At 64.5% G+C, this 23,441-nt stretch carries 14 protein-coding genes and 2 pseudogenes; 1 reads left to right on the forward strand and 15 read right to left on the reverse strand.

All coding sequences use genetic code 11. The annotated features are described in order from the left end of the window. Window positions 1-48: 48 nt before the first annotated feature. The 5 genes and pseudogenes from AABM54_RS15005 to AABM54_RS15025 form a co-directional block, all read right to left on the reverse strand. Window positions 49-816 carry an ABC transporter permease gene (locus AABM54_RS15005; protein ID WP_347900771.1) on the reverse strand — a complete coding sequence of 256 codons (768 nt, stop codon included), beginning with the start codon at window positions 814-816 and terminating at the stop codon, window positions 49-51. After that, window positions 816-2,015 (reverse strand): ABC transporter substrate-binding protein, encoded by a 1,200-nt coding sequence (locus tag AABM54_RS15010; protein WP_347900772.1) that lies wholly within the window; start codon window positions 2,013-2,015, stop codon window positions 816-818. Before AABM54_RS15010 ends, AABM54_RS15005 begins: the two co-directional genes overlap by 1 nt. After that, on the reverse strand, window positions 1,981-2,823 hold the full coding sequence (locus AABM54_RS15015) for an ABC transporter ATP-binding protein (RefSeq protein WP_347900773.1): 843 nt from the start codon (window positions 2,821-2,823) through the stop codon (window positions 1,981-1,983). The genes AABM54_RS15010 and AABM54_RS15015 overlap by 35 nt, the downstream gene beginning before the upstream one ends. After that, window positions 2,820-3,890: an acyl-CoA dehydrogenase family protein gene (locus AABM54_RS15020; RefSeq protein ID WP_347900774.1), complete on the reverse strand. Its 1,071-nt coding sequence runs from the start codon at window positions 3,888-3,890 to the stop codon at window positions 2,820-2,822. The genes AABM54_RS15015 and AABM54_RS15020 overlap by 4 nt, the downstream gene beginning before the upstream one ends. Window positions 3,891-3,939: 49 nt before the next feature. Further along, window positions 3,940-4,501, reverse strand: a pseudogene (locus AABM54_RS15025) (carboxymuconolactone decarboxylase family protein). A gap of 103 nt (window positions 4,502-4,604) precedes the next feature. On the opposite strand from AABM54_RS15025, the gene AABM54_RS15030 reads away from it, so the two are divergent. Continuing rightward, window positions 4,605-5,516 (forward strand): AraC family transcriptional regulator, encoded by a 912-nt coding sequence (locus AABM54_RS15030; RefSeq protein ID WP_347900775.1) that lies wholly within the window; start codon window positions 4,605-4,607, stop codon window positions 5,514-5,516. Between the two features lie 26 nt (window positions 5,517-5,542). Here the strand turns inward: AABM54_RS15030 and AABM54_RS15035 are convergent, their stop codons facing one another. From AABM54_RS15035 to AABM54_RS15080, 10 genes and pseudogenes are all read right to left on the reverse strand, one after another. Beyond that, a complete protein-coding gene (locus AABM54_RS15035; RefSeq protein ID WP_347900776.1) occupies window positions 5,543-6,961 on the reverse strand; it encodes an isochorismate synthase in 1,419 nt (472 codons plus the stop codon). Next, window positions 6,954-7,277, reverse strand: a complete 324-nt coding sequence (locus tag AABM54_RS15040; protein WP_347900777.1) for an isochorismate lyase — start codon at window positions 7,275-7,277, stop codon at window positions 6,954-6,956. The genes AABM54_RS15035 and AABM54_RS15040 overlap by 8 nt, the downstream gene beginning before the upstream one ends. A 23-nt stretch (window positions 7,278-7,300) precedes the next feature. After that, window positions 7,301-8,087, reverse strand: a pseudogene (locus tag AABM54_RS15045) (thioesterase II family protein). Continuing rightward, complete coding sequence (locus AABM54_RS15050; RefSeq protein ID WP_347900778.1) at window positions 8,084-9,196, reverse strand: saccharopine dehydrogenase NADP-binding domain-containing protein; 1,113 nt, start codon at window positions 9,194-9,196, stop codon at window positions 8,084-8,086. Before AABM54_RS15050 ends, AABM54_RS15045 begins: the two are co-directional and overlap by 4 nt. Then, window positions 9,193-14,622 (reverse strand): amino acid adenylation domain-containing protein, encoded by a 5,430-nt coding sequence (locus tag AABM54_RS15055; RefSeq protein WP_347900779.1) that lies wholly within the window; start codon window positions 14,620-14,622, stop codon window positions 9,193-9,195. The genes AABM54_RS15050 and AABM54_RS15055 overlap by 4 nt, the downstream gene beginning before the upstream one ends. Continuing rightward, window positions 14,619-18,104 carry an amino acid adenylation domain-containing protein gene (locus AABM54_RS15060; RefSeq protein WP_347900780.1) on the reverse strand — a complete coding sequence of 1,162 codons (3,486 nt, stop codon included), beginning with the start codon at window positions 18,102-18,104 and terminating at the stop codon, window positions 14,619-14,621. The genes AABM54_RS15055 and AABM54_RS15060 overlap by 4 nt, the downstream gene beginning before the upstream one ends. After that, window positions 18,094-19,860: an ABC transporter ATP-binding protein gene (locus AABM54_RS15065; protein WP_347900781.1), complete on the reverse strand. Its 1,767-nt coding sequence runs from the start codon at window positions 19,858-19,860 to the stop codon at window positions 18,094-18,096. The genes AABM54_RS15060 and AABM54_RS15065 overlap by 11 nt, the downstream gene beginning before the upstream one ends. Next, window positions 19,857-20,600: an ATP-binding cassette domain-containing protein gene (locus AABM54_RS15070; protein ID WP_347900782.1), complete on the reverse strand. Its 744-nt coding sequence runs from the start codon at window positions 20,598-20,600 to the stop codon at window positions 19,857-19,859. Before AABM54_RS15070 ends, AABM54_RS15065 begins: the two co-directional genes overlap by 4 nt. Further along, window positions 20,539-21,606 (reverse strand): ABC transporter transmembrane domain-containing protein, encoded by a 1,068-nt coding sequence (locus AABM54_RS15075; RefSeq protein ID WP_347900783.1) that lies wholly within the window; start codon window positions 21,604-21,606, stop codon window positions 20,539-20,541. The genes AABM54_RS15070 and AABM54_RS15075 overlap by 62 nt, the downstream gene beginning before the upstream one ends. Next, window positions 21,599-23,254, reverse strand: a complete 1,656-nt coding sequence (locus AABM54_RS15080) for an AMP-binding protein (RefSeq protein ID WP_347900784.1) — start codon at window positions 23,252-23,254, stop codon at window positions 21,599-21,601. Before AABM54_RS15080 ends, AABM54_RS15075 begins: the two co-directional genes overlap by 8 nt. Window positions 23,255-23,441 lie beyond the last annotated feature (187 nt).

The raw sequence follows: 23,441 nt of genomic DNA on the forward strand, positions 1-23,441 counted from the left end.
ATGTACTGAATTCATGAGGCTGGCAACCCCTTGATTTCAAAAAAATATTTACCGTGCATGGACCCAGCGTTGATGGAGTCCGCGGGCGAATGCATCGAGGGCGAAGCCCAGTACACCGATGAGCAACACCATGGCCATTAACTCCGAGTAAGCGAGGCGATCGCGGGTGTCGAGGATGAAGTAGCCGAGCCCTGCGCTGACGCCGAGCATTTCGCACGGTACCAACACAATCCAGAGTATGCCGATGGACAGCCGCACGCCGGTCAACGCATGGCCCAGCACTCCCGGCAGGATAACCTTGCGCAATGTCTCCCACCGTGTGGCGCTGAGGCTGCGGCTCAGTTGCAACCAACGCGGGTCGAGCTGCCTGACACCCGCCACAGTGTTGAGCAAAATTGGCCACACCGCAGCAAACGCCAGCAGAAAATAGATGGGCTGGTCACCCACGCCCATCAGCATCACGACCACCGGCATCCACGACAACGGCGAAATCATCCGCAGGAATTGAAACGCCGGCGTCGCCGCCGCCTCCAGATGACGATAGCTGCCAATCAACAGGCCCAACGGCACGCCGATCAACAACGCCAGCAACAGGCCGACAAGGATGCGCTTGAGGCTCACCAGCACATGCTCGTAAAGCTCTGGCCGCACCAGCAGTTCGGCCAGGCTAAGCAACGTCGCCTCGGGGGAAAACCGCGCAGACAACCCGTCGGGGTCACCCAACAGATGAATACCCAGCCACCACAGTGACAACAGGCACAGCAGCCCCGCCACACCCAATGCCCCTTGCAGCATCAATGAAGAACGCTTGCCCATCAGAGGCTGAACTCCTCGTTGCGCTCGAAGCTGTCCGGCAAACCGAATGCCTTCAAGCCACCCACCGCCGCGATGCTGTTGCGCACAAAGCGTTCGTCTACCAGATCGCGGGCCGCGTGTTGTGGGTCCAGCGCCGCAAGAAAACTCTGATCACCCTGGATCAATGTGTCCTTCAGTCGTGTGATCAACGCCTCTGTGTAGCTAGGAAACGGGTACGGCTGAAAATCGATGCGCGGATCATTCCACGCCTCATGTTGAATCGCGCCACTGGCCAGGTAAGCCTGACGGTCCGCCGCACTGGGCGACAACACCCGGCCGAGGACTTGCGGGGTGTGAGGCGTGTAACGGTTGGCGCCGTCCTTGGACAGCAGTTGAGCCGCCTCGGCCCTGTTTTCACGGGTCCAGAGTTGCGCCTTGACGATAGCGTTGACCACTTTCTGCGACCACTCGGGGCGGTTGTTCAAGTCATGCTCATGCATGAACACCACGCAACAGGCGTGATTGCGCCAGATGTCGCCGGTGAAACGTTGCACGCGGCCGACCTTGAGTTCCTCAGCCAGCGCATTGAACGGTTCGGCAACGATGTAGCCGGCAATGCGCTTGCTCGCCAACGCGGGCGGCATGTCCGACGGCGGCAACACCACCAGATTGACCTCGTTCGGCGCCACCACGCTATTGGCGGATTGACTCACCGGTTGCAGACCGTGGTCGCGAAACAGCTGCTGGACCACCACGTTATGAATCGAATACCAGAACGGAATCGCCACCGTCTGCCCGCCCAGCTGTTTGACTTCGGTGATGCCCGGCGCCACGGTCAAGCCCGAACCGCCGACATGGTTCCAGGCCACCACTTTGGCCGGCACCTTGCTGCCATACCGCGCCCAGACCGTCATGGGCGACAACAAGTGAATCACGTTGACCTGACCGGAAATGAACGCCTCGATCACCTGCGCCCAACTGCGCAACAACACTGGACGCTCCGCCTGGATGCCTTCGGCTTCAAACAGGCCATTGTTATGGGCCACCAACAACGGCGTGGCGTCGGTGATCGGCAAGTAGCCGATGCGTACCGGCGCATCAGGTTCGGCCGCTGCTCGCGCTTGCAAGCTGTTGAGCAACGGCAAGGCGCCAGCAGCGGTCAGCAAGGCGCTGAGTTTCAGGAAGTCACGACGTGTGTGAGTGAAGTCGTCCAGGCACATGGTCAATCTCCGACAGTTCGGGCAAGGGTTGGATTGTGGAAGAGCGGCTCGCCCGCCGAAGGGTTTTGAGAATCTCGATACGCAGTGCGCCCAGTTCCTCGACCAGCTCGGCGCGAGGCCGCGGCAAGTCGATCCGCCACTCGCCCAGGGTCTGCGCCGGGCGGTTACCCAGTAGCAGAATCCGCTCGGAAAGCAGCAGGGCTTCATCAATGTCATGGGTGATCAACACCGCAGCGGTGTTGTGCTCGGCAATGACCCGAAGCAGCAGCTCCTGCATGTCGGCACGGGTGACTTCGTCCAGCGCCCCAAAGGGTTCATCCAGCAGCAACACATGAGGCTGGCGCGCCAGGCAACGGGCCAGCGCGGTACGTTGGGCCATGCCGCCGGACAACTGCGCCGGGTACTGATCGCGAGCGTGTTGCAGGCCCACGGCACGGATCGCGTGATCGATGCGCGCCGTGCGTTCGGCCAGGCTCAATTGTGGTTGCCGGGCGAAATCCAGGCCGAAGGCAACGTTCTTTTCCAGGCTCAGCCAGGGCAACAGGCTGGGGTCCTGAAAGGCGACGGCCACGCGCGGATGAGGACCGCTCAAAGGCTCGCCCAACAAGCTCACGCTGCCACCATGGGGTGCCTGCAAACCGGCCAGCACGCGCAGCAGGCTCGACTTGCCGACGCCGCTGGGGCCGAGGATCGACACCACTTCCCCTGGCATCAGTTGCAGGTCGAAGCCCTCCAGTACCGTGTGCCAACCCTGCTCACGCGGATAACCCAGGCTGATCTGCCGAGCGTGCAGCACCGGGCCACTCATGCCGCCGCATCCCGCGCCTGGCGTTGCAGTTCGGCGCGCAGTTGCACCAGGCTCGGCGTAACGATCGGTACGAATGCCGACTCACGCCAGCGCCGTGCAAAGCCACTGCCATGCTCACTCAGATAGGCCTTGCCACCACTGGCCTGTAACTCCAGTTGCACGGCGCTGGCGGCGGATTCGGCGAGGGCGATACGCACCCGGAACAAGGCACCGGGTTGCGTCAGGAAACGCCCATCGAGCAAACCGCTTTTGAGTTCTTCCACCGCCTGTTCCAACTGTTGGCGCTGCGCCTGCAACGGCTCGGCGAGGATCGAACGCCCAACCTGCAAATGCCTTTGCACTTCGTCCAGTGCACACCGCGCCAGGCCGATAGCCAAACCACATTGCAGTCCCAAAAATGCCGGGCGTACGGCAGGCAGAAAGCTCCGCGCGTCGTCATGCAACAACCACTCGCGACCCACCTCGACCTGATGCAGATCCAGCGCTGCAGTGTTGCTGGACTGCAAGCCCATCAACTGCAAATCATCAGAGCGTTGCAACCCGGCCAAACCATCCGGGATCGCCAGAATGAACGGCGCACCACCCTCCTCCAGCTCGATTGCGGCGGCCACCACAAAACCGCTTTTGCGCAAGTTGGTTACCCAGTGCAAGCGCCCGTTCAGGCGCCAGCCATCGGCCTGAGGACGGGCGCTGACTTGCAGGGACTCGATGCCCGACAGGTACTTCATGGCATTGGACAGACCCGTCGCGCCGGCCAGTTCACCGCTGAGCAATGTCGGCAGCAAGCGCTCGCGCAGTGACGCATTCGGGCTGTGCAACAAGTACTCGATGAAGGCCCGCTGGCCCCAGAATACAAACGCAGCGGCCAACGAATGGCTGGCCACGCTCGCCAGGGTTTCCACCGCATCCGCAAGATCGCCGCCGCTGCCGCCCTGTCCTTCATCGATGCCGACCCGCAGCACCTGGGCAGTCGCCAACTGCGACAACACCTGCTGCGGGTCGCACTGACCCAGGTCCAGCGCCTGTGCGTGGGTGTCCAGCCACTGACTCAATGCATGATCGAGCATGTCGTTTTCTCCTTGAACGCTGCGCCAGCCAAGTGCCGACGCCGTTGAATCATTGACCCGAAGCTTGCCAGCGGTAGGCGCCCAACTCGGGGTTGAGCGGCGTGCGGGCGAAGACGTTGGCGAAGTTGCACAAGGTGGCCAGGCTCACCCCGAGGATCACTTCCAGGGCATTGCCTTCGCTGTAGCCCGCCTCCTTGAACTCGCTGAACACCTGATCGCTGACATTGCCGCGCATGGCGATCACCTCTCGCGTAAACGCTGCCAGCACTTCGAGTTTTTCCAGCGGCAACGCCTGCTGGGGCCCGCAAGGCGCTGACCACATCGTCCGGCAACTTGGCCTTGTTCAGTGCCACCGCCGTGTGCCCGGCCACGCAAAAATCGCAGCCATGGGTGGTGGCGGCCACCAGTTGCACCACTTCCCGCTCGGCCAGGCTCAGCTCGGCCTTGCCATTGAGCGCCGATACCGTAACGTAGGTTTCCAGCGCCGCCGGCGCATTGGCCAGCACGCCCAGCAGGTTCGGGATAAACCCGGCGTTCTTCTGCGCATTTTCCAGAAAGGGCTTCGCCGCTTCAGGGACGCTGTGCAGTGTGTGTAGGGTGATGCGCGACATGGCGGAACTCCTGCTGTATAGGTGTCCGGCAAGTCTGTTGGTTATAAGAATTCCGATCCATATTCTAAAGTAGCGATTACTTGCTCCTGAGTGTTTCCATTAGATGATTTCGTCCAGCCCACTGGTTGATTGGTTATTAGAAAGTCTTGAACTCGACGCGAGCCTGTTCCATGTCGGGCGTTATTGCGGTGGCTGGCACGCCAGCACCCATGGGCTGGCGCGGGCCAGTTTCCACCTGGTGGTGCAAGGTCATTGCTGGTTGCACATCGAAGGCGAGGATCAGGCGCAGCGCCTGAATGCCGGGGACGGAGTGTTCCTGTTGCGCGATCTGGATTACCGGTTGTCCAGCGCCGAACACCGCGAGGCTGCCCATCAGCAGCCCCGCCAGCCAATGACTGCGCTGGACAGCGAGGCCCAGGACGGTGTCGGCCTGGTGTGCGGTTTCTTTCACTTCCAGTCGGGATTGTCGTCCCTGATCATTGAGGCGCTGCCTGCACGGATCATCCTGCGCGCTGGCGATCCTTCGTCGAGTGCCGCCCGGGCGCTGTTCGAACTGATTCTGCAAGAGTGCCAACGCCAACCCGCGCCCTCGTCGACGCTGCTGGAGCGGCTGAGTCATCTGCTGTTTTTGTATGTGTTGCGCCAACACGTGGCCGACAACCAGAACCTCGGCGGTCTGGTGGCGCTGGCCCGGCACCCGGCCTTCGCCCTGTTGCTGGAGCAGTTGATCCAACGGCCCGAACAGCCCTGGCCGCTGGAAAGCATGGCCGCCTGCATCGGCCTGTCGCGCTCGGCGTTTTTCAAGCGCTTCAGCGAGCTGGCCGGACAGTCTCCCGGCCAGGTGCTGTTGGCCCTGCGCATTCGTCATGCCTGTCAGTTGCTCAAGGCCAACAACACCGTGGAGCAGGTCTGCGCGGCAGTGGGTTATCAGTCCATCGCCGCGTTCACCCGCGCCTTCACCAAAGCGGTTGGCGTGCAACCGGGGGCTTACCGCAAACAGCATGAAGCCCGCTGACTCGGCGCACCTGATGCCGACAGCGCTCAGGCCTCGGTTCGCCCGGCCTGCTCCACTTCACAGGGTTGCAAGGCTTCACCGATGGTCTTGAGCTTCCAGCAGGTTTCCTCGTACTCACTGCGAGGGTCGGATTCGGCCACGATGCCGCAACCGGCAAACAGATGAATTTCAGGCCCCCGCAGCAGCGCCGAGCGCAGCGCCACGACAAACTCGCCGTCGCCCTCGGCATTCAGCCAGCCGACCGGCGCGGCGTACCAGCCTCGGTCCAGTTGTTCATGCTCGCGGATGTAGCGCATCGCCGTGTCCCGTGGCAACCCGCCGACCGCCGGGGTCGGGTGCAACGCCTGCACCAGTTGCAGCACATCGACACCCGGTCGCAGCCGCCCCAGCACCGGGGTCAACAGGTGTTGTACGTGCGCCAGCCGATGCAAGTGCGGCTGCGCGGGGATCTCCAGCACCGCGCAATACGGCTGCAATGAATCGCGCAGGGTTTGCACCACCAGTGCGTGTTCATGCCGGTCCTTGTCGCTGTTGAGCAGCTGCTGACCCCACTCGGCATCCTGCTGTTCATGGCTGCCTCGCGGGCAAGTGCCGGCCAGCGCCACGGTACTCAGGTTGCCACGGGCGACCCGCACCAGACGTTCGGGCGACGCCCCGAGAAAACAGCTGTCACCACGACTGAAAGCAAACAGGCAGGCCGACGGATAAGCCTCGCGCAGATTCTCCAGCAGCGGCCCGCAAGGGATGTTGCGCGGCGTGCGCAAACGCACTTCACGGGCCAGCACTACCTTGTGCATCGCGCCCTCGCTGATCCGCCGTACCGCAGCGGCGACGCCGTCCTGCCAGACCTGAGGGTCAATGATGTCCTCATGGGACGCCGTGCCGGCCGGCGCGCTGAACCACGGTGAGTGAGCGTAGCGGGCCAGGACCATTTTCCATTCAGCCTCCAGGCTTTGCGCTCGCCGGCGCGCGTCGGCACCCGGTTCCATCCATTGACTGAACAACACGTGCTGCTGCTCGCTGTCACGCTGCACCAGCAGGCGTGGCAACACCAGTGACGTGGCCGAAAACGATTGCCATTTGGCGCTGCGCGACACCTGCGGATCGAACGCAAAGCCGCCGCACAGCAACGGCTGGCACGGCCCGACGATTTCCGCCTGGCTGAGCAGTTGTTGCCACTGGCCTGCGCTGTCGCTGAAACGCTCGGTCGCGGGCGGGCTGATCTCTTCCGTGCAACCAAACCCCACCAGCGACATCGCGCCCTTGTCGGTGTGCCACAGCAGACTTTGCCCGAGCATCTGCCGGCTCGCGGCGAACAGCCTCAGCGGGTCGAGCCGCTCGCACGGCTGGCTGAAAATCGCCAGCACCGGTTGGCCCGTTCGGCGGGCGCGTTGCTCGGCCTGATGCAGGGCGTCGGTCAAACCGGGCAGGCGTTGGCTATTCATGGGTCGCTCCTGCTGTCAGTTCCTGCACCGCGCGCCAGTGCAGCACTTGCTGGTCGATATTCCACTGAATGATCTGCGCGAACAGAGGAACGATGAACGCCGGATCAAGCCCCTCGCGCTCGGCCCAGCGATGACGTTCGGGAAGCATCGCCGCCACGCGTTCCGGGGCGGCGATGCTGGCCTCGGTGGGTTTGAATTGCGCAGCCGCCTTCACATAAGCGAGCCGCAGGCCCAAGGCCTGGATGATCTGTTCATCGAGGGTGTCGATGCCCAGACGCACATCGTCCAGGCCGGTGCAGTGTTCAGGTGTTTTCATGTCGGTATCTGCCAGATAAAGGTTCATGGCGTCGAAGGCCAGCGCTGCCAGGACGGCTCGGCGAAATTGCCCAGTACGCTGTCCAGATGACGGATCAGGGCGGGCTGCTGCTCGCGCAGGTAAAAGTGCCCGCCCGCGAAGGTCTTGATATCCGTCGGCTCGCGGGTCACTTCGGCCCAGGGCCCGGGCTTCGTGTGCATCGACTTCGCTGTCCGCATCGCCGAGGCAAACGCTGAGCGGGGTGTTCAGCGGCTCGCTGACATTGCCCCGGTAGGATTCAATCAACCGGTAGTCGTTGCGCAGCGCCGGCAAGTACAGCTCTCGCAGTTTCGGGTCGTCGAGCAGCGAAGGCGTGCCATCGGAGAGCCGGCGCACATCGGCCAGCAATCCCTCATCCGGCCCCAGATGCAGTTGGCTCGGACGCTGGCGGTGTGGCGCCGGGTGCGCCGAGACAATCAAGCGCTCCACGTTGGCGCCCTGACGCTGCAAGCGTTGCGCCACCTCATACGCCACCGCCGCGCCCATGCTGTGGCCGAACAGCGCCAGCGGCCTGTCGAGCAGCCCCGACAGCGCCCGGACGATATGCCCGGCCATCCACTCCAGGCTGCCCGGCCAGGTTTCCGCCAGACGCTCCTCGCGCCCCGGATACTGCACCGCCACCAGTTCGATGTCGGCGGGCAGGGCATGCCGCCACTCATTGAAAAAACTCGCGGAGCCACCCGCGTGGGGGAAGCAGGCCAAGCGACAACGCGGCGGCTGATGCACCTCGAAGCGCCGCAGCCAAGGACTGGTAGCTGCCAGTTTTCTCATAGCGCACCCTCCTCGACCGCTGCGTCTTGCCGAACGCCGTTCTGCACCTGCATGCGGACCTCGGGTAACCATTGGCGCACTTGCTCCACACAGTGCTGCGCCGACAGCACTTGAGCGGCGTAATGCAAACCGGCGGGCAACTGCGGCAGTTGCAGCGCGCACAGCGCCGCCACCGTGCCGGTCAGCGCCGAACCATCCACCGCACGCAGCCAGCCGCTGGCCTGCCGGACCTGACCGTCGCGCAGCCCTTCGACCTCCACAGCCATCAGTTGAAACGGCGTTCGGCCGGCCACATCCAGTCGACTGGCGCGCACCAGTGCGGCAACGTTTTCCGGGCACTCCCGGGTTTCAGGCGCGGCGCCCTGAATCCGTTGCAAGGTCGCCGCCAGGTGCTCACCGGCGAACAGGTTAAATCCCAGCCCCTGCCCCACGTTCATGTCGGCAAACAACCGTTGCTGCTCGCCGCTGAGGTAGGGATAAGCCAGCACCGGCCCCGACAACCAGGGCCGTTCGAAGGCATCGTCCAGCGCATGATGAGCCTTGACCCGTCGCCCTTCGGACCAGCCCACCAGCGCCTGGCCATAACCGTTGCCCAGGCTGAGCAGGAAGTCTTCGGCAGCCGTCATCGACAACTCGCCCAGCCCTGCGGCATAGCAGCGCATGACATCGATGCGTTCGAAACCGGCGCCCACCACCTGCGGAAACAGCGCGCTCAGCCCCGGCAACATCCCCGCCGACAACAGCACCCGTCGGCCGGGCGGTATCTGCCCTTGCAGCAATTCATGCAACGGATCATCACCACCGACGTCGAGGTAATCAGCGCCAGCGGCCAGCGCCACGCGGGCCACGCGGTCGAGCACCCGGTAGCTGGGGCCGGCGCAATTGATGACCAACGAACAACCGGCACAGAACGCTTCCAGGCTGCGGTCGTCCCACAGGTCCAGCGCCATGACCGTCGCCCGTCCCTGCAAGCGTTCGGCATTGAGGCGCTGCGCCTGCTGCACGTCGCGGCCGCCGAGGCGCAAGCGGCAATGCTGATTCAACAGCATCGCCACCTGACGCCCGACCTGACCGTAAGCGCCGACCAGCCCGACACAGGCGCCGGTCATGCCGCCACCTCGACCGGCGTATCGAAGGCCCGCGCAACGGCATTCACCTGCGGACTTTCCATGCAGGTGAAGTGATCCCCCGGCACGTCCACCACCCGCAATTCGCCCAGGCACAGGGCCTGCCAATAGGCGCTCATGTCCCGGTGCATGCCCGGCAGGACCTGGACTTCGCCGCTCTGGCGAATGAACAGCATGTCGCCGTCATACGGTGTGGCCTCGTGCAACGCGACCGCCGCCAGGCTGTGGCGCAACACTTCAAGTTGCTCGTGCAACCAGGTGAGGTCGCTGAGTTGCGAGCCGGCGTGGCGCATCTGCCCGGCAATCGCCTGCAAGCGTTGCTCGCGGGTCTTGCGTGCCAGCTGCCGCAGGCAGGCCAGCGCCGCCGCACTCTGCGGCTCATCGCTCAGGGCCAGCAACGAACCTTGCGGCACGCGCCCCGGTGTGTGTTGCAGCACCCGGCTGATGGCCCGCTCCATGGATTGCTCATCGGCGGGGTAACCCAACGCCTGCGGATCGGCCTGCATGACCCGGGCAAATACATACTCGGCGAGCAGGTCGTCCTCGATCATGAACGGCACCCGGTAGCTGCTGATCACCGCCAGTTGCACCACCTCAATCGAACGGGCACGCAGGCAGGTCGCCAGTTCCGTGGCCAGCAGGCCACCCAGGCAATAACCGACGATGCTCACCTGCTGACGGCCCTCGGCCTGCAAGGTGTCGGCATAGCGTTCGGCCAATTGCCGAATCGCCGTGGCCGGTGCCAGCGCCAGGTAAGCAGGCACATCGTTGAGCACCAGCCCTTCCAGCGGCGCCTCTTCGCCGAGCGCGGCGAACAACGCCCGGTACGGTGCCAGGGTGCCGCTGCCGTCGTGAACGAAAATCCGCGTCAAGCCCTGGGCTTCGTCGCGTATGCGCACCAATGGCGAACCGCTGGCCGAGTCGTCCTGCTGCTGACGGAGGTAGTCGGCCAGCGCCGCCACCGTTGGCTGATTGATCAACTGACGCAGCAAATCACCCCACGGTACCTGCCGCGCCTGCGGCAAGCGTTCGCGTATACGACCGACCACTTGCGCCACCAACAGTGAGTCGCCACCGAGTTCGAAGAAGCCCTGATCACGCCCCACTGCCGGTGCCCGTAGCAACTCCTGCCAGATTGCGGCGATGCTGCGTTCCAGTTCATCGACCGGCGCCGCACCGCTGCTGACTGACTGCTCCGGCCCGGCCAGGCCCAGGCTGGCGAGTGCCGAACGGTCGACCTTGCCGTTGGCCGTCAGCGGCATGTCATCGAGCACCAGCCATTCGGCGGGCACCATGTAGTCCGGCAATTGCAGGCTCAGGTGATCGCGCATCTGCGTGGCGTCGAGGGTTTCGCGGTCGCTTTTGAACCGCGCAATGAACAGGTGCTGGCCGATGTCCGACATCGCATCCTGCGCCGCTGGCAGGCACAACGGCGTATCGGCCCCGGCGTCGGACAACAACTGTTGCCACTGCTCACGACGGATGAACGTGGTGTCCTGCTCCAAGCGGAAGTCTTCGAACGCGGTCAGGCCTTCCTTGAATTCCATGGACGCCATGATCTGGTAGGTGTCACGCGTGGCCTCGATAAAGATCAGCCAGCCACCGGGCGCGAGCATTTCCCGCAGCCGCGCCAGCACCTTGGCGGCGTGACGCGAGTTGTGCAGCACGTTGGCGCACAGGATCACATCCAGCGAGTTGGCCGCAATGCCCTGGCTCCAGTGATCCTGGTTGAGGTCGAACAGGCCGAAGCTGACCCACGGGAACCCGGCGAAATGCTCGCGGGCCTCGTTGAGGAAAAACTGCGACAGGTCGGTGAAATGGTACTCCACGTTCAAGCCGTCCAGCGCGGGAATCAGGTCGGCACTGGTGCCACCGACCCCGGCGCCGATTTCCAGCAGCCGCAACGGTTGGCCGGGCGGACGCAGCCGGGCGATTTCCTGCACCGCCGCACACACTGCCTGATTCAAGTACTGGCTGATGAGGTTCTTGCGGTACGCACCTTCGGCCGTGTCGGTGCGCCCTTCGGGGAACAGCAGGTGCAGCGGGTCAAGTCGATCGCTCATCAGGGCCGGCAAATGCTCCTGGCTTTCGCGCAGGTAACGCAGGACTTCCGCGCCCCAACCGACTACCGCATCCAGTGCATCAATGCGTTGCCACAGCTGCTGATGTTCCGCACGTTCGGTGCGCAGGGAATGGTATTCACCAGTGCGCTCGTCGCGGTCGACCAAACCTTCGCGGTGCAACGCTTGCAACCAGCGGCGGATCAACCGTTCGTTGCGCGGCGCCACCTCGCAGGTCGCCATGATCTGCTCCAGGTCGTGGTGCGTACCGGGTTGTTCAAACAGGCCCGGACGCTGCAAGGCAATGCCCATGGACAACAGCGCTGCCCGTTCGACACACGCCGACATTTCACGAATGGCCGCATCGTCGAGCGCGCCTTTGACCCGCGCAGCCGCTGCGTTTACCCGTGCTTCCAGGTGTTCTGGCCAAGCCATCGGCGTGGTGCGGCGCACCGCCCGCAGGCAGGCTTGCAGACGTCGATCCAGCGCGCCTTCGCCTTGCGCCACTACCACCGCCGACTCCACGTCGGGGTGGGCCAACAATGCACTTTCGACTTCCGCCAGTTCGATGCGATGCCCACGCACCTTGACCTGGAAATCATCACGCCCCAGGAACTCAATCACCCCGCCAGCCTGATAACGACCCAGGTCGCCGGTGCGGTACAAGCGCTCGCCCGTTGCGGGATGCTCGACAAAGCGTTCGGCGGTTTTCTGCTCATCGCCCAGGTAACCCAGGGCAAGGCCTTCACCGGCGATGTACAACTCGCCCGCCACGCCTTGCGGACGGTCGCGGCCCTGCTCGTCGAGCACCATGAACCGCTGGTTGGCCAACGGCATGCCATAGGGAATGCTGCGCCATTGCGGGTCGACTTCGGGGATCGGGTAGTAGATCGACCAGATCGCCGCTTCCGTCGCGCCGCCCAGGCTGATGAGTTGCAGGCGCGGGATCAGCGCTGCCATTTCCGCCGGCAGGTTCAGCGGGATCCAGTCACCCGACAGCAAGGCCAGGCGCAGACTTTTTGGTGTGGCCTGTGGGACCGCTTGCAGGTAATGCGCGAGCATCTGCAACTGCGCCGGCACCGAGTTCCACAACGTGACGCCGTGGCGGGCGGCACAATCGGCCCAGTGGGACGGATCGGCGCGGCGTTGCGGGTCCGGCAGCACCAATGCGCCGCCCACCGCCAACAGGCCGAAGATGTCATACACCGACAGGTCGAAGCCGAGGCTGGCCAGCGCCAGAACCCGATCATCACGGTGGATGGCAAACCGCTGGTTGATGTCCACCACCGTGTTCAACGCGGCGCGATGGCTGATCATCACGCCTTTGGGAATACCGGTGGAACCCGAGGTATAGATCACGTAGGCGAGTTGTTGCGGATCGACGACGGGCGTCGGCAACTCAACACTCGCGGTAGCCGGCAACTGGTCGACGTACACCACTTGCGTCACGCGGGCCGGCCAGCTCAGGTGCTCTCTCAGCCACGACTGACTGACGACCCGAGTGACCTCGGCGTTGTCCAGGATCAACCCGCGACGCGCCTCGGGCTGGTTGGTGTCCAGCGGCAAGTACGCCGCGCCGGCCCGCAGAATCCCGAGCACCGCCACCACTTGTTCGATGCCCTTATCCATGCACACCGCCACCCGTTCACCGGGTTGGCAACCGTCGGCCAGCAGCGCCTGGGCCAGTGCTTCGGCACGTCCGGCCAGCGCGGCGTAACTGAGTTGGCGTTCGCCCTGAATCACCGCGATGCGCTGCGGTTCGGCCGCCGCCTGACGCCAGAACGGCTCATGCAGCAGCCCCTCGGGCATCGGCGCCACGGTGTGATTCACCAGTTCGCGCTCCAGCCGTTGTTGCGCCGGCAGCTCGATGCAGTTTTCCAGGGTCCAGGCCGAAGGCTCACGGGCCAGGCGTTTGAGCAGGCGTTCGAAGGTGTCGAACATCGCGTCGAGCATCGACTCGCTCAACACGCCTTCGCGGATGTCCCAGTTGATCGCCAGTGCATTGTCGCGCTCGCTGACCTGGCAATCGATCAGCACTTGCGGGGTCTGGCTGATGCCCTGCACCAGCTCGGCGCCCGGCATGAAGGCACCGCCACCACTTTCACCGCCCGCGCCCAGGGTGCTGGTGAAGGCATACGGCATCAGCGCCGCTTCGCGGCCTTTGCGTCGGGCCAGTTCACGCAGCACTTCAATACCGGAACACAAGCGGTGGTCCATGTCCTGCCAGAGGCGTTCCTGCAAACGTTGGGTGCGCTGGGCAAAGCTGCCGCCCTGGGCGGTGTGGACTTCCAGCAGTTCCACGGAACTGAAATCCCCCACCAACCGGTCGACTTGCGGGTGCAAGGACAAGCGATTGAGCAATGTCAGGCTCAGGCAGAAATGCCCACGGCGACTCCACAGCGCGAGGGTTTCGGCGTAGCAAGCCAGCACCGCGGCAGACACGCCGACGCCCGCATCGGCGGCGTTCAGGCGCAACGCGTTGTAATCCCGTGCTTCGAGGGCGAACGCCCGACGACTGAAATGCGGCCCGGTGGGCTCGCCCAACAGCGGCAACTCCGGCGCGCCCGGCAACTCGTCCATGCGCGCCCACCAATACTGGCGATCACGCTGATAACGCGGTTGTTCGCGCAAACGACGCTCACCCAGCACGTAGTCGCGGAAGGTGATTTCCGCCGGTGCCGGCAGCGTCTCGCCACGGTATACCCGCTGCAATTCGGCCAGCAGCATGCGCACGCTCTGGTAGTCGCACACCAGCAAGTCCACCGAGACGTGCAAGCGCGATTCTTCAAGGCCCTGGCTGATGTTCAGTTCGATCAGCGGCCATTGATCGGGCGCTGCCCGGCGCAATTCCATCCGCGAACGCATGGCCGCCAGCGCGCTGCCGTCGTCTTCGCGCAGGTCATACACCGACACGCTGTAATGCGGCACCTGAGGCAGGATGCGCTGGTAACCGTCCTCCAGCACCACGGCGCGAAGCATGTCATGCCGGGCGATCAGTTGGTTCCAGGCACGCTCCATGCGCGCCGGGTCGAGGTCCTTGAGGGCGAATTCCAGATAACCGTGGCACGCCACCCCGCCATAACTGAACGCGCCCGTGCGGCCCATCAGGTACGCGGCTTGCACATCGGTCAGCGGAAAGGGTTCGGAGCGTGCCGACTGATCGGCCTTCACCGTCGGCATGCGGTTGTCGGCCAAGGCTTGCAGCAGGGCCTGCTTGTGCTCGCGCAGCTGTTGCAACCGCGCATCGTCCATCACGCCTGCGGGGGCCCGGTAACGCAGGCTGCCCTGCTCTTCCCAGAGTTCCACGCCCAGTTCTTCCAGTTCCTGTTGCAGTTTGAGCAGTGTCATAGCGCACCTTCCACCATTGCATTCTGATTGGCGCGGCCGTGTTCCCGGTGCGTGGCGATCAATTGCGCCTGCCGGGCCACGGTGGCCGCGTTGAAAAAGTCTTTGAGTGACAGTTCAAGGTTGAACTGCCGGGCGATTCGTTCGATCAACCGGGCGGCCAGCAGGCTGTTGCCGCCCAGGGCAAAGAAGCCTTGGTGACGCCCCAGCGACGGGACGTCGAGGATCTCGCGCCAGAGTTCGGCCACCGCCTGTTCCCATTCGCCCTGCGGGGCTTCGCCGGCCTGGGGCGTTGCGCCGCGACGCTGCTCGGAAAGCATCCAGAGCAACGCGGCGCGGTCGACCTTGCCGTTGGCGCTCAGCGGCAATTGCGGCAACGTCAGCCAGGTGTCGGGCAACATGTGCTCAGGCAACGACTCGCCCAGCCATTGGCGCATGGCGCTGCATTCGGGCAGGTCCGCTCCTTGATGAGCGACCAGCACCGCCGCCAGTTGCGCGGTTGCGCCCGGCAACACCAGGCTCACGGCACGGGCAACGGCGGGATGCCGCTCCAGCGCCACATCGATTTCACTCAACTCGATTCGATAGCCACGGACCTTGACCTGCTGGTCCAGCCGTCCGAGAAATTCCAGGGTGCCGTCCGGCCAGTAGCGGCCCTGATCGCCGGTGCGATACCAACGCTGGCCGGCGTCCTCGACAAATCGCTGGGCGCTGAGCGAGTCCAGGCCGCGATACCCCAGCGCAACGCCTGCGCCGCCAATCCACAACTCGCCCGCCACCCAATCCGGACAGTCGCGGCCCAACGCATCGACCACTCGATAGCACTGGTTTTCCAGCGGTCGGCCATAAGGCACCGAACGCCACGCGGCCGGGACGTCGTGCACTTCCTGGGCGTTCGACCAGATGGCCGCTTCGGTCGCACCGCCGAGGGCGATAAACCGGCAATCGGCCGACGCGCAGTGGCGCAAGCGCTGCGGCAGGTCCAGGCCGACCCAATCCCCGGACACCATGGCCAGGCGCAACGACGACAATGCCTGCGGTTCACGCACTTGCAAGGTGAGCATGTCGAGCAACGCCGGCACCGAGTTCCACAGCGTCACGTGGTGCTGCTGGATCAGCTCAAGCCACTGCCCAGGTTCCTTGCGCTGTGCATCCGCCGGCAGCACCAGCGCACCGCCGACCGTCAGCACGCCGAACAGGTCATACACCGACAGGTCGAAATCCAGCGCCGAGACGCCCAGCACCCGATCACGGGCGCCGACCTCGTAGCGTTGGTTGATGGCGTCGATGGTGTTCATCGCGGCCTGATGGGTGATCTCCACACCCTTGGGTTCACCGGTGGTGCCCGAGGTGAAAGTCACATAGGCCAACGCCTCCGGGGCGACGGACACTTCCCGTGGCAACGGCGCATAACGCTGAGCCAGGGTCAGGTCGATCACTTGCAGATCGGCCAGCCACACGCCGCGATCACGGTGTTGACGATCAGTCACCACCACGCGCACCCCGGCGCGCTGGTAGATCGCGTCGCGGCGCGCGGGTGGCTGCTCGATCCCCACCGGCACATACGCGGCGCCGAGCGCCAGCACAGCCAGCACCGCAATCACTTGATCCCGGCCCTTGGGCAACGTAATCGCAACCGTGTCGGCACGCCGCACGCCCCACTCACTCAACGCGCCGGCCAGTTGCAAGGCCCGCGTGGACAGCTCGGCGTAACTCAGTGTTCCCTGATCACAGATCAGCGCAACACGTTCCGGGTGCCGGTGAGCCTGCTCGAAGAAACCGGCATGAAGCACGCCCGCCGCCCACTCGACGCGAGTGTCGTTAGCCTGTTGGCGAACCTGTTGCTGTGCCGCTGGCAGCGGCAAGGGCGGCTGTTGGGTCCAGTCATTGGCGCAGAGCCACAGCAGCAGGTGTTGATAGCCCTCGAACATGGCGTCGAGTACGCCCTCGGGAAACAAACCGTCGACGGCGTCCCAATTCAGCAACAAGCCGTCTTCCAGCGGATAGCTTTGGTGGTCAAGCCACACTTGTGGCGTCTGCGACAACGCCCAGCCTTGCCGGCCCAGGTGTTCGCGGCACGTGGGCTCGACGAAACTCGGCCCCAGGTTGCAGGCGAACACCACCGGCGCACCCTGACCACCGCCCTGGCGAACCCGCGACAGTTCACGCAACACCTCGACACCCGGCCAGGCGCTGTGGGCGATGTCCTGATGCAGCTGCGCCTGCACGGCCTGCGCCTGGGCGCTGAAACTGTGGGCCTGACGCAGGTCGACTTCCAGCAGCACCAAATTGGAGAAGTCTGCCACCAGGTCCGGGACGCACGGGTGCAGTTCCTGACGGTTGAACAAGGGCACGTTCAGCACGAACCGCTGATGAGTGCTCCAGCGTCCCAGCACCTGGCTATAGGCGCAGGCCAGCACGCTGGCCAGGGTCAAGCCGTGTTGGCGGGCGCGGCTTTCCAGTGCCTGCAACTGCTCGCCGCCAAGCTGCATCGCCAGCCGCCGAAAACGCGGCGTGCCCAGTTGCTGCGGCTCTTGGGCCAGGGGCAGTTGCGGCCCGTCCGGCAAATCTTCCAGGCGTTGCAGCCAGTAGTCCCGTGCCTTGTCCAGTTCAGGCGCACGGGCGGCGCGCTCGGCACCGAGGTAGCGCGCAAAGTCCCACTCCAGCGCTGGCAGCGTGGCCTCCTGGCCGGTATAGAACGCCGCCAGATCGCGCAACATCACCCGAATGCTCAGCACATCGGCGACCAGCAGGTCGATGTTCAGGTGCAGGCGCGTCTGGCCATTCGGCAACAGGCTCAGTTGTACATCGAAGACTTCCCCGGCCGCCACGTTCAGGCAACGTTGGGCCAATGCCACGCGGGTGTTCAGCAGCGCCTCAGCGACCGCGTACTCGTCGAACAACTGAAGGTCATGCACGGTCAAGCCCGGCCATGGGCTCTGCGGTAGGATGCGTTGGTAGGCGTCGCTGAGGAAACACACCCTGAGCATCGAATGCCGCTGGCACAGGCTGCGCACGGCGCGCTCCAGTCGCGGCGCATCAACGTCGCGACCATCGAGTTCCTGATACAGGTGACAACCGACACCGCCCAGCGCCATCGCCGGGTCACGACCAAACCAATAGGCCTGTTGCAAGGGGGTCAAGGCAAAGTCGCTAGTGGACTCGACCGGCGTGATGACCGGCAGCGGCTGGTCGGGCTGGCGGGACGCAATCAGCGCCCACCAGGCATCCAGCGTGGGGTGCTCGATCAGTTCGGCAAAACTCACCTGCACGCCTTCACGGCCAAGCAAGGCCGGCAGGCGCATGATGCTGACGGAATCGAGCCCCTGCTCGATCAGCGAGGCACCGGGTTCAAGGTCCTCGGGGTCATAGTTCAACAGGTCGGCGATGCCTTGGCACAGGCCCTCGATACTCTGGCTCAGACCACGGGTGGCCGGGTCGCAACCGGGAGGATGAACGCGTGCCAGTGATGGGTTATCGATCATGGTGGACGATCCTTTGGGATACGGGAGAGGCTTCACGCAAGCGCCAGCGGTTGACCGCTTCACGCTCGTGGAACAGGTCGCGATAACGGCCGGGGGCCGCCATCAATTGGCTGTGGGTACCGCGCTGGAGCAGGAGCCCCTGATCCAGCAGGAAAATCTGGTCGGCATACGGCGCCAGCGTCGGTTTATGGGTCACCAGCAACACGGTGTGGCGTTGCGACAGTTGCAACAGCGTGCGGTTGACTTGGGCTTCGCTGGCCGCATCGAGGGCGGCGGTCGGTTCGTCGAGCAGGATCAGCGGCGCGTCCTTGAGTAGCACCCGCGCCAATGCCAGGCATTGACGTTCGCCTCCCGACAGGCTGACGCCGCCGTCGCCCAGGCGGGTTTGCCAACCTTGCGGCAAACGCTGGGCCACCCGGTCCAGGCCGGTGGCGCGCGCGGCCTCGAAGAGCTGCGCCTGCCGGGCCTCGGGACAGCCCAGGCGGAGGTTTTCGAGCAAGGTGCCGGCCAGCGGCGGGCAGTCCTGAAACATCAGGGCCATCGTCCCGTCACGCTCCGTGGCCGAGAGTTCCCGCAGGTCGACCCCGCCCACCCGAATGGCGCCCGCGCTGACGTCACTGAAGCGGGCGATCAGCCGCAGCAGGCTCGACTTGCCGGAGCCGGAGGCTCCCACCAACAGGTTCAGCGAGCCCTCGCGCAGTTCAAGATTGATCCCTTCGAGTACCTGATTGCCGTTGCGCAGCAACGCCACCTCGTCCACTTCGACGTGATGCCCTTGGGCTTGGCGCGGCTGCGACGGTTCGGGCAATGGCGCGATGTTGAGCAAGTGACGCAAGCGGTTCAGGCCATGCCGGGTCTGGCGCAGGGTGGTGCCGAGGTTGACCAGCGCACTCATCGGTTCCACCAGGCTGGTGGCCAGAATCGCCAGCGCCAGGTATTGCGCCGCGCCCAGGGTGCCACCCAGCACCGCATACAATCCGCAGAGCAACATCGCGGTGTAGCTCGCCTGCAACACCAGCGCTAATCCGAGTGCGGCGGGAAAGGTGCGCCAATGGGCACGACGCTGAGTCCGGCGTTGTTCCTGGAGCGCCTCGGCGAGCAGGGTGAAACCTTCGACGCTGCGCCCACTGGCGCGCAACAACGGTTGTTGGCGCAGAAACTCCAGGACCCGTGCCGCCGCCTCGTTGGCCGCCGCGTCACTGCGCTCCTCGGCCTGAGCGCCCCAGCTCACTCCCCAGCGATAGAACAGCCACAAAAACGGCACGCTGATCAGCGCCGCAAGGGCCATCGAACGATCGTAAAAACACAGCGCGACCAGCAACGCCAACGGCGTCAACAGCGCGTTGGCCATCGGCTGCAACAGGTGCGCCGGGGTGCTCATGATTTGCAGCACCGTGTGGGTGACCAAGCGATTGAGCTCGGCACTGCGACGCTCGACAAACCACTCCAGCGGCAACTGCGCCAGCTTCTCGCCAATGCGCCGGTTCAGCGCTTGCGCCGCGCCCGCACCGGCGCGATAGCCCGCCAGTTGGGCGTGCCGCCGCAACCACAGGCACCCCAGCGCCATCAGTGCGAAACCCAGGACCCAGCCCCAGGTCCGGCGATTCACACCCTCGTCCAGCACGTGGGCGAAAGCCATCGGCAACAACGCCAACGCCGCCCCTTGGGCCAGCGCACTGGCGGTCATGGCTGCCAAAGCGCGGCGCAACAGGCCTGCTTCGCGGGGTAGAAGACTGCTCAATAGTGCTCGGATCATGGCTGCGCCCTCCCCAGCCCTTCGGCCGAAAACTGTTCGGCCTGCCACAGCGCCGCATAGGCATCCTGCTGCTCCAGCAAGCCTTGGTGCTGACCGCGCTCGACGATCTGCCCGTGTTGAAGGACGATGATCTGATCAGCGTCCTGAATGCTGCTCAGGCGATGGGCGATCACCAGCACCGTGCGTCCTTTGGCCAAACGCGACAGGGCCTGTTGAATGGCCGCTTCCGACTCCGGATCACTGGCCGCCGTCGCTTCGTCGAGCACCAGGATCGGCGCCTCGCTGAGCATGGCGCGGGCGATACCCAACCGCTGGATTTCGCCACCGGACAGCTGTATCCCACCGCCCAACTGGGTGTCGTAGCCCTCAGGCAACGCTTCGATACGTGTGTGGATCTGGGCTGCGTGCGCCGCCTCTTCGACCTCGGCCAGACTCGCTTCGGGCCGCGCCAGGCGCAGGTTGTCGAGCACCGAGGTGCGCAGCATCCGCACCTCCTGGAACACGAAAGCCACCTGGCGGTACAGCGTGGCGCTGTCCATGTCGCGCAGGTCGACGCCGCCAATGCGAATGGCCCCGCCGCTGACATCGGCAAACCGCGCCAACAACGTCGCGAGCGTCGACTTGCCGGCCCCCGAACCGCCGACCAGCGCGGTCAACGTGCCCGGTTTCAAGTCCAGGTCAATGCCGTGCAGCACGTGCGTGCCGTCCGGGTAACGGAAGTCCACCTGTTCGAACTTCACCCCTTGCCCGGCAGGCGACTGCGAACGGGCAGGCTGCGGCAGCACCGGGGTATTCAACACGTCGGCAATCCGGATCGCAGCGGCACGGCCCTGGACCAGCGCATCGGCGCCATGCCCGAGGGCCGCGACCGGCGCGGCGAGTGCCGGGGCCGAGCAAGGCGAACGGCAGCAACTGACCCGGCTGGATGACCCCCGCCACGAGCATCATCGCCCCCGCTGTCAGCACCAGCGCCAACACCAACAGTGGCGATAGCAGCACCTCGACACTGGCCGCCAACCCCGCCCAACGCTCGACCCACCGGGAGAAAAACCCGGCAAAGGACTCGACCGCGCCGAAAAATCGCTGCTGCACGGCCTCTGCACGGCCAAAGGACTTGACCATGGCGATGCTCTGCACGTAACCGAGGGTCGCCGCCGAAAGATCGCCCAGTGCCGCGCCCATCGCTTTTTGATCGTCCCGATAAGCACGGGAACGCAGGACGCGCAGACGCCACAGCGCGATGGCCGGCGGCAGCATCACCACCAGCGTCATCGGCAGGCTGACAGTCAGCAGGTAAATCAGGCACGCCAACGGTGCCACCAGGGCGGCCGCGAGATTGTTCGGCAGGTGCGCGACCAGTTGATGCAGGGCGCCGACATCATCGAGCAGGACCCGATTAACCTTCTCGCCCTGACGCCCGCCGAGCCAGGCCAACGGCACCCGCGCCAGATGATTCGCCAGGCGCTGGCGCAACACCCGTTGCAAATCGCTGTCGGCCAAATGGGTGATTTGCAGCGCCGCGCTCAGCCCCAGCAAGCGCAGCAACAGCGCTGCCGCCCCGGCCAGTAACAGCCAGCGGGCCTGAGACAGTTCGAACTGACCGCTGAGCAACAACGGCGCCAGCTCGGCGACAGCAATGAACGGCAAAACCCCGACCAGCGCTGACAACGCCTGCAAGGCCATCGCCAGCAAGAGGCGGCCGCGCACCGGGCGCAGCAGCGTACGCAGCGTGTTGTATTCAGCCACGGGCAGCGCTTCCTTCAGGCACACCGAAGTAACGCTGCTGGATGGCTTCGCGCAGGTGCTTGCGGCTGACTTTGCCGACCCCGGTCTGCGGGAACGCTTCAATGAACTCGAACCGGTCCGGCAACTTGAAGGCCGCCAGCCCCTGCTCACGCAGATGACGCAACAGTTCCGGTGCGCGCGGCGTTACCCCGCGTGGAATGACGAAGGCACAGGTGCGCTCACCCAGGTAAGCATCGGGCATCGCCACCAGCGCAATATCGGCCACGCCGGGATGGCTGAGCAGCAGGTTTTCGACCTCTTCGGCGGCAATTTTTTCACCGCCGCGATTGATCAGATCCTTGTCCCGCCCCTCGACCATCAGGTAGCCGTCCGGTGTCAGGGCCACCCGGTCACCGGTGCGATAAAACCCGTCTGCGGTAAAGGCCTGGGCGTTGTGGTCGGGGTGTCGGTAATAGCCACGAATCGTATAGGGACCACGGGTCAACAGTTGGCCGACCTGACCGACCGGCACCTCGTTATCGAAGTCGTCGACGACACGGATTTCATCGGCCGGCGACAGCGGGTGCCCCTGGGTGTGCAGCACTCGTTGCGGCGGGTCCTCGGGATGGGTGTAGCAAATCAGGCCTTCGGCCATGCCGAACACCTGTTGCAAGCGGCATTCGAGCACGGGCTCGATACGCCGCGCCGCCTCGAAACTCAGCTTGGCGCCACCCACCTGTAACAGTTCCAGTTGCGGCACTCCGCGACCGCGAGCCTGCGCCGCGTCGAGCCAGACCAACGCCAGCGGCGGCACCACGGCGGTGTGCGTGACGCCTTCCTGTTCAATCAGCGCAAAACAGGTTTCGGCACTCGGCGAGGTGCTCAACACCACACACCCACCGACCAGAAACGTGCCCATGAACCCCGGGCAGCACATCGCAAAGTTGTGGGCCATCGGCAACGCCGCGAGGTACACGCTACGACTCGACAACCCACACAACTCGGCACTGGCGCGCAGGTTGTAGAGGTACTCGTTATGGCGCCGGGGAATCAACTTGGGAATGCCGGTGGAGCCACCGGACAACTGAAAGCAGGCCACGTCGTCCGGCGCCGGGGACGGCCACTGCGCCGGTGCGGCATTGAGGTGCAACGCCTCCAGCGCGACAAATTCCTGGGCCTCGCCCGCCACGACCACCCACTGCAATTCTGCGTGTTCGGACTTGAGCTTGCGAGCCAGGTGGCGATAGTCGAAACCGGCTTCCTGGTCGGCGCAGAAATACGCCCGTGCATTGGCAAATGCACAGAAGCGACCGATCTCCAGGTGCCGGTGCGCCGGCAAGGCAAAAATCGGCCGCACGCCCAGTCGGTACAAAGCAAAGCAGACTTCAACGAACGCGCTGCGGTTGGGCAATTGCACCACCACGTTATCGCCGGCACGCAACCCCATCGCAAACAACCCGGCACACAGGCTGTCGACCCGCGCATCGAGTTGCTGATAACTCGACCGCTGCGCACCATCGACCAACGCCTCACGCTCGGCAAAGCGCCGGGTAGCCTCACGCAGCAGATCGCCGAAGGTCTCATCGCGCCAATACCCGGCCTCGCGATACTGCTGCGCGAAGGCCTGTGGCCAGTTCGGACAATCCTGGCTGTCGTCGATGATGTTCATGCTGCCTCCAGAAGGTTTTTGCGGGCAAAAAGCTGCCTGAGGCATCCCGTGGGATGCCTGCCAAAAATTGAGTGAGTGCCCGTTGGTGCTAACGGATCTTGATCACCGAAACGCTGAAGTTCGGTGCAACGCAGAGACGGCCATCCCTGGCCAATAATCGTCCTTGGTAATGAGAGTGATTATTAAT

This window comes from Pseudomonas purpurea, from assembly GCF_039908635.1.
Classification (GTDB): domain Bacteria; phylum Pseudomonadota; class Gammaproteobacteria; order Pseudomonadales; family Pseudomonadaceae; genus Aquipseudomonas; species Aquipseudomonas purpurea.

Coding starts and splice junctions, on each gene's coding strand:
- AABM54_RS15005 (WP_347900771.1), bottom strand. CDS start 816: ATGGGCAAGCGTTCTTCATTGATGCTGCAAGGGGCATTGGGTGTGGCG.
- AABM54_RS15010 (WP_347900772.1), bottom strand. CDS start 2,015: ATGTGCCTGGACGACTTCACTCACACACGTCGTGACTTCCTGAAACTC.
- AABM54_RS15015 (WP_347900773.1), bottom strand. CDS start 2,823: ATGAGTGGCCCGGTGCTGCACGCTCGGCAGATCAGCCTGGGTTATCCG.
- AABM54_RS15020 (WP_347900774.1), bottom strand. CDS start 3,890: ATGCTCGATCATGCATTGAGTCAGTGGCTGGACACCCACGCACAGGCG.
- AABM54_RS15030 (WP_347900775.1), top strand. CDS start 4,605: ATGATTTCGTCCAGCCCACTGGTTGATTGGTTATTAGAAAGTCTTGAA.
- AABM54_RS15035 (WP_347900776.1), bottom strand. CDS start 6,961: ATGAATAGCCAACGCCTGCCCGGTTTGACCGACGCCCTGCATCAGGCC.
- AABM54_RS15040 (WP_347900777.1), bottom strand. CDS start 7,277: ATGAAAACACCTGAACACTGCACCGGCCTGGACGATGTGCGTCTGGGC.
- AABM54_RS15050 (WP_347900778.1), bottom strand. CDS start 9,196: ATGACCGGCGCCTGTGTCGGGCTGGTCGGCGCTTACGGTCAGGTCGGG.
- AABM54_RS15055 (WP_347900779.1), bottom strand. CDS start 14,622: ATGACACTGCTCAAACTGCAACAGGAACTGGAAGAACTGGGCGTGGAA.
- AABM54_RS15060 (WP_347900780.1), bottom strand. CDS start 18,104: ATGATCGATAACCCATCACTGGCACGCGTTCATCCTCCCGGTTGCGAC.
- AABM54_RS15065 (WP_347900781.1), bottom strand. CDS start 19,860: ATGATCCGAGCACTATTGAGCAGTCTTCTACCCCGCGAAGCAGGCCTG.
- AABM54_RS15080 (WP_347900784.1), bottom strand. CDS start 23,254: ATGAACATCATCGACGACAGCCAGGATTGTCCGAACTGGCCACAGGCC.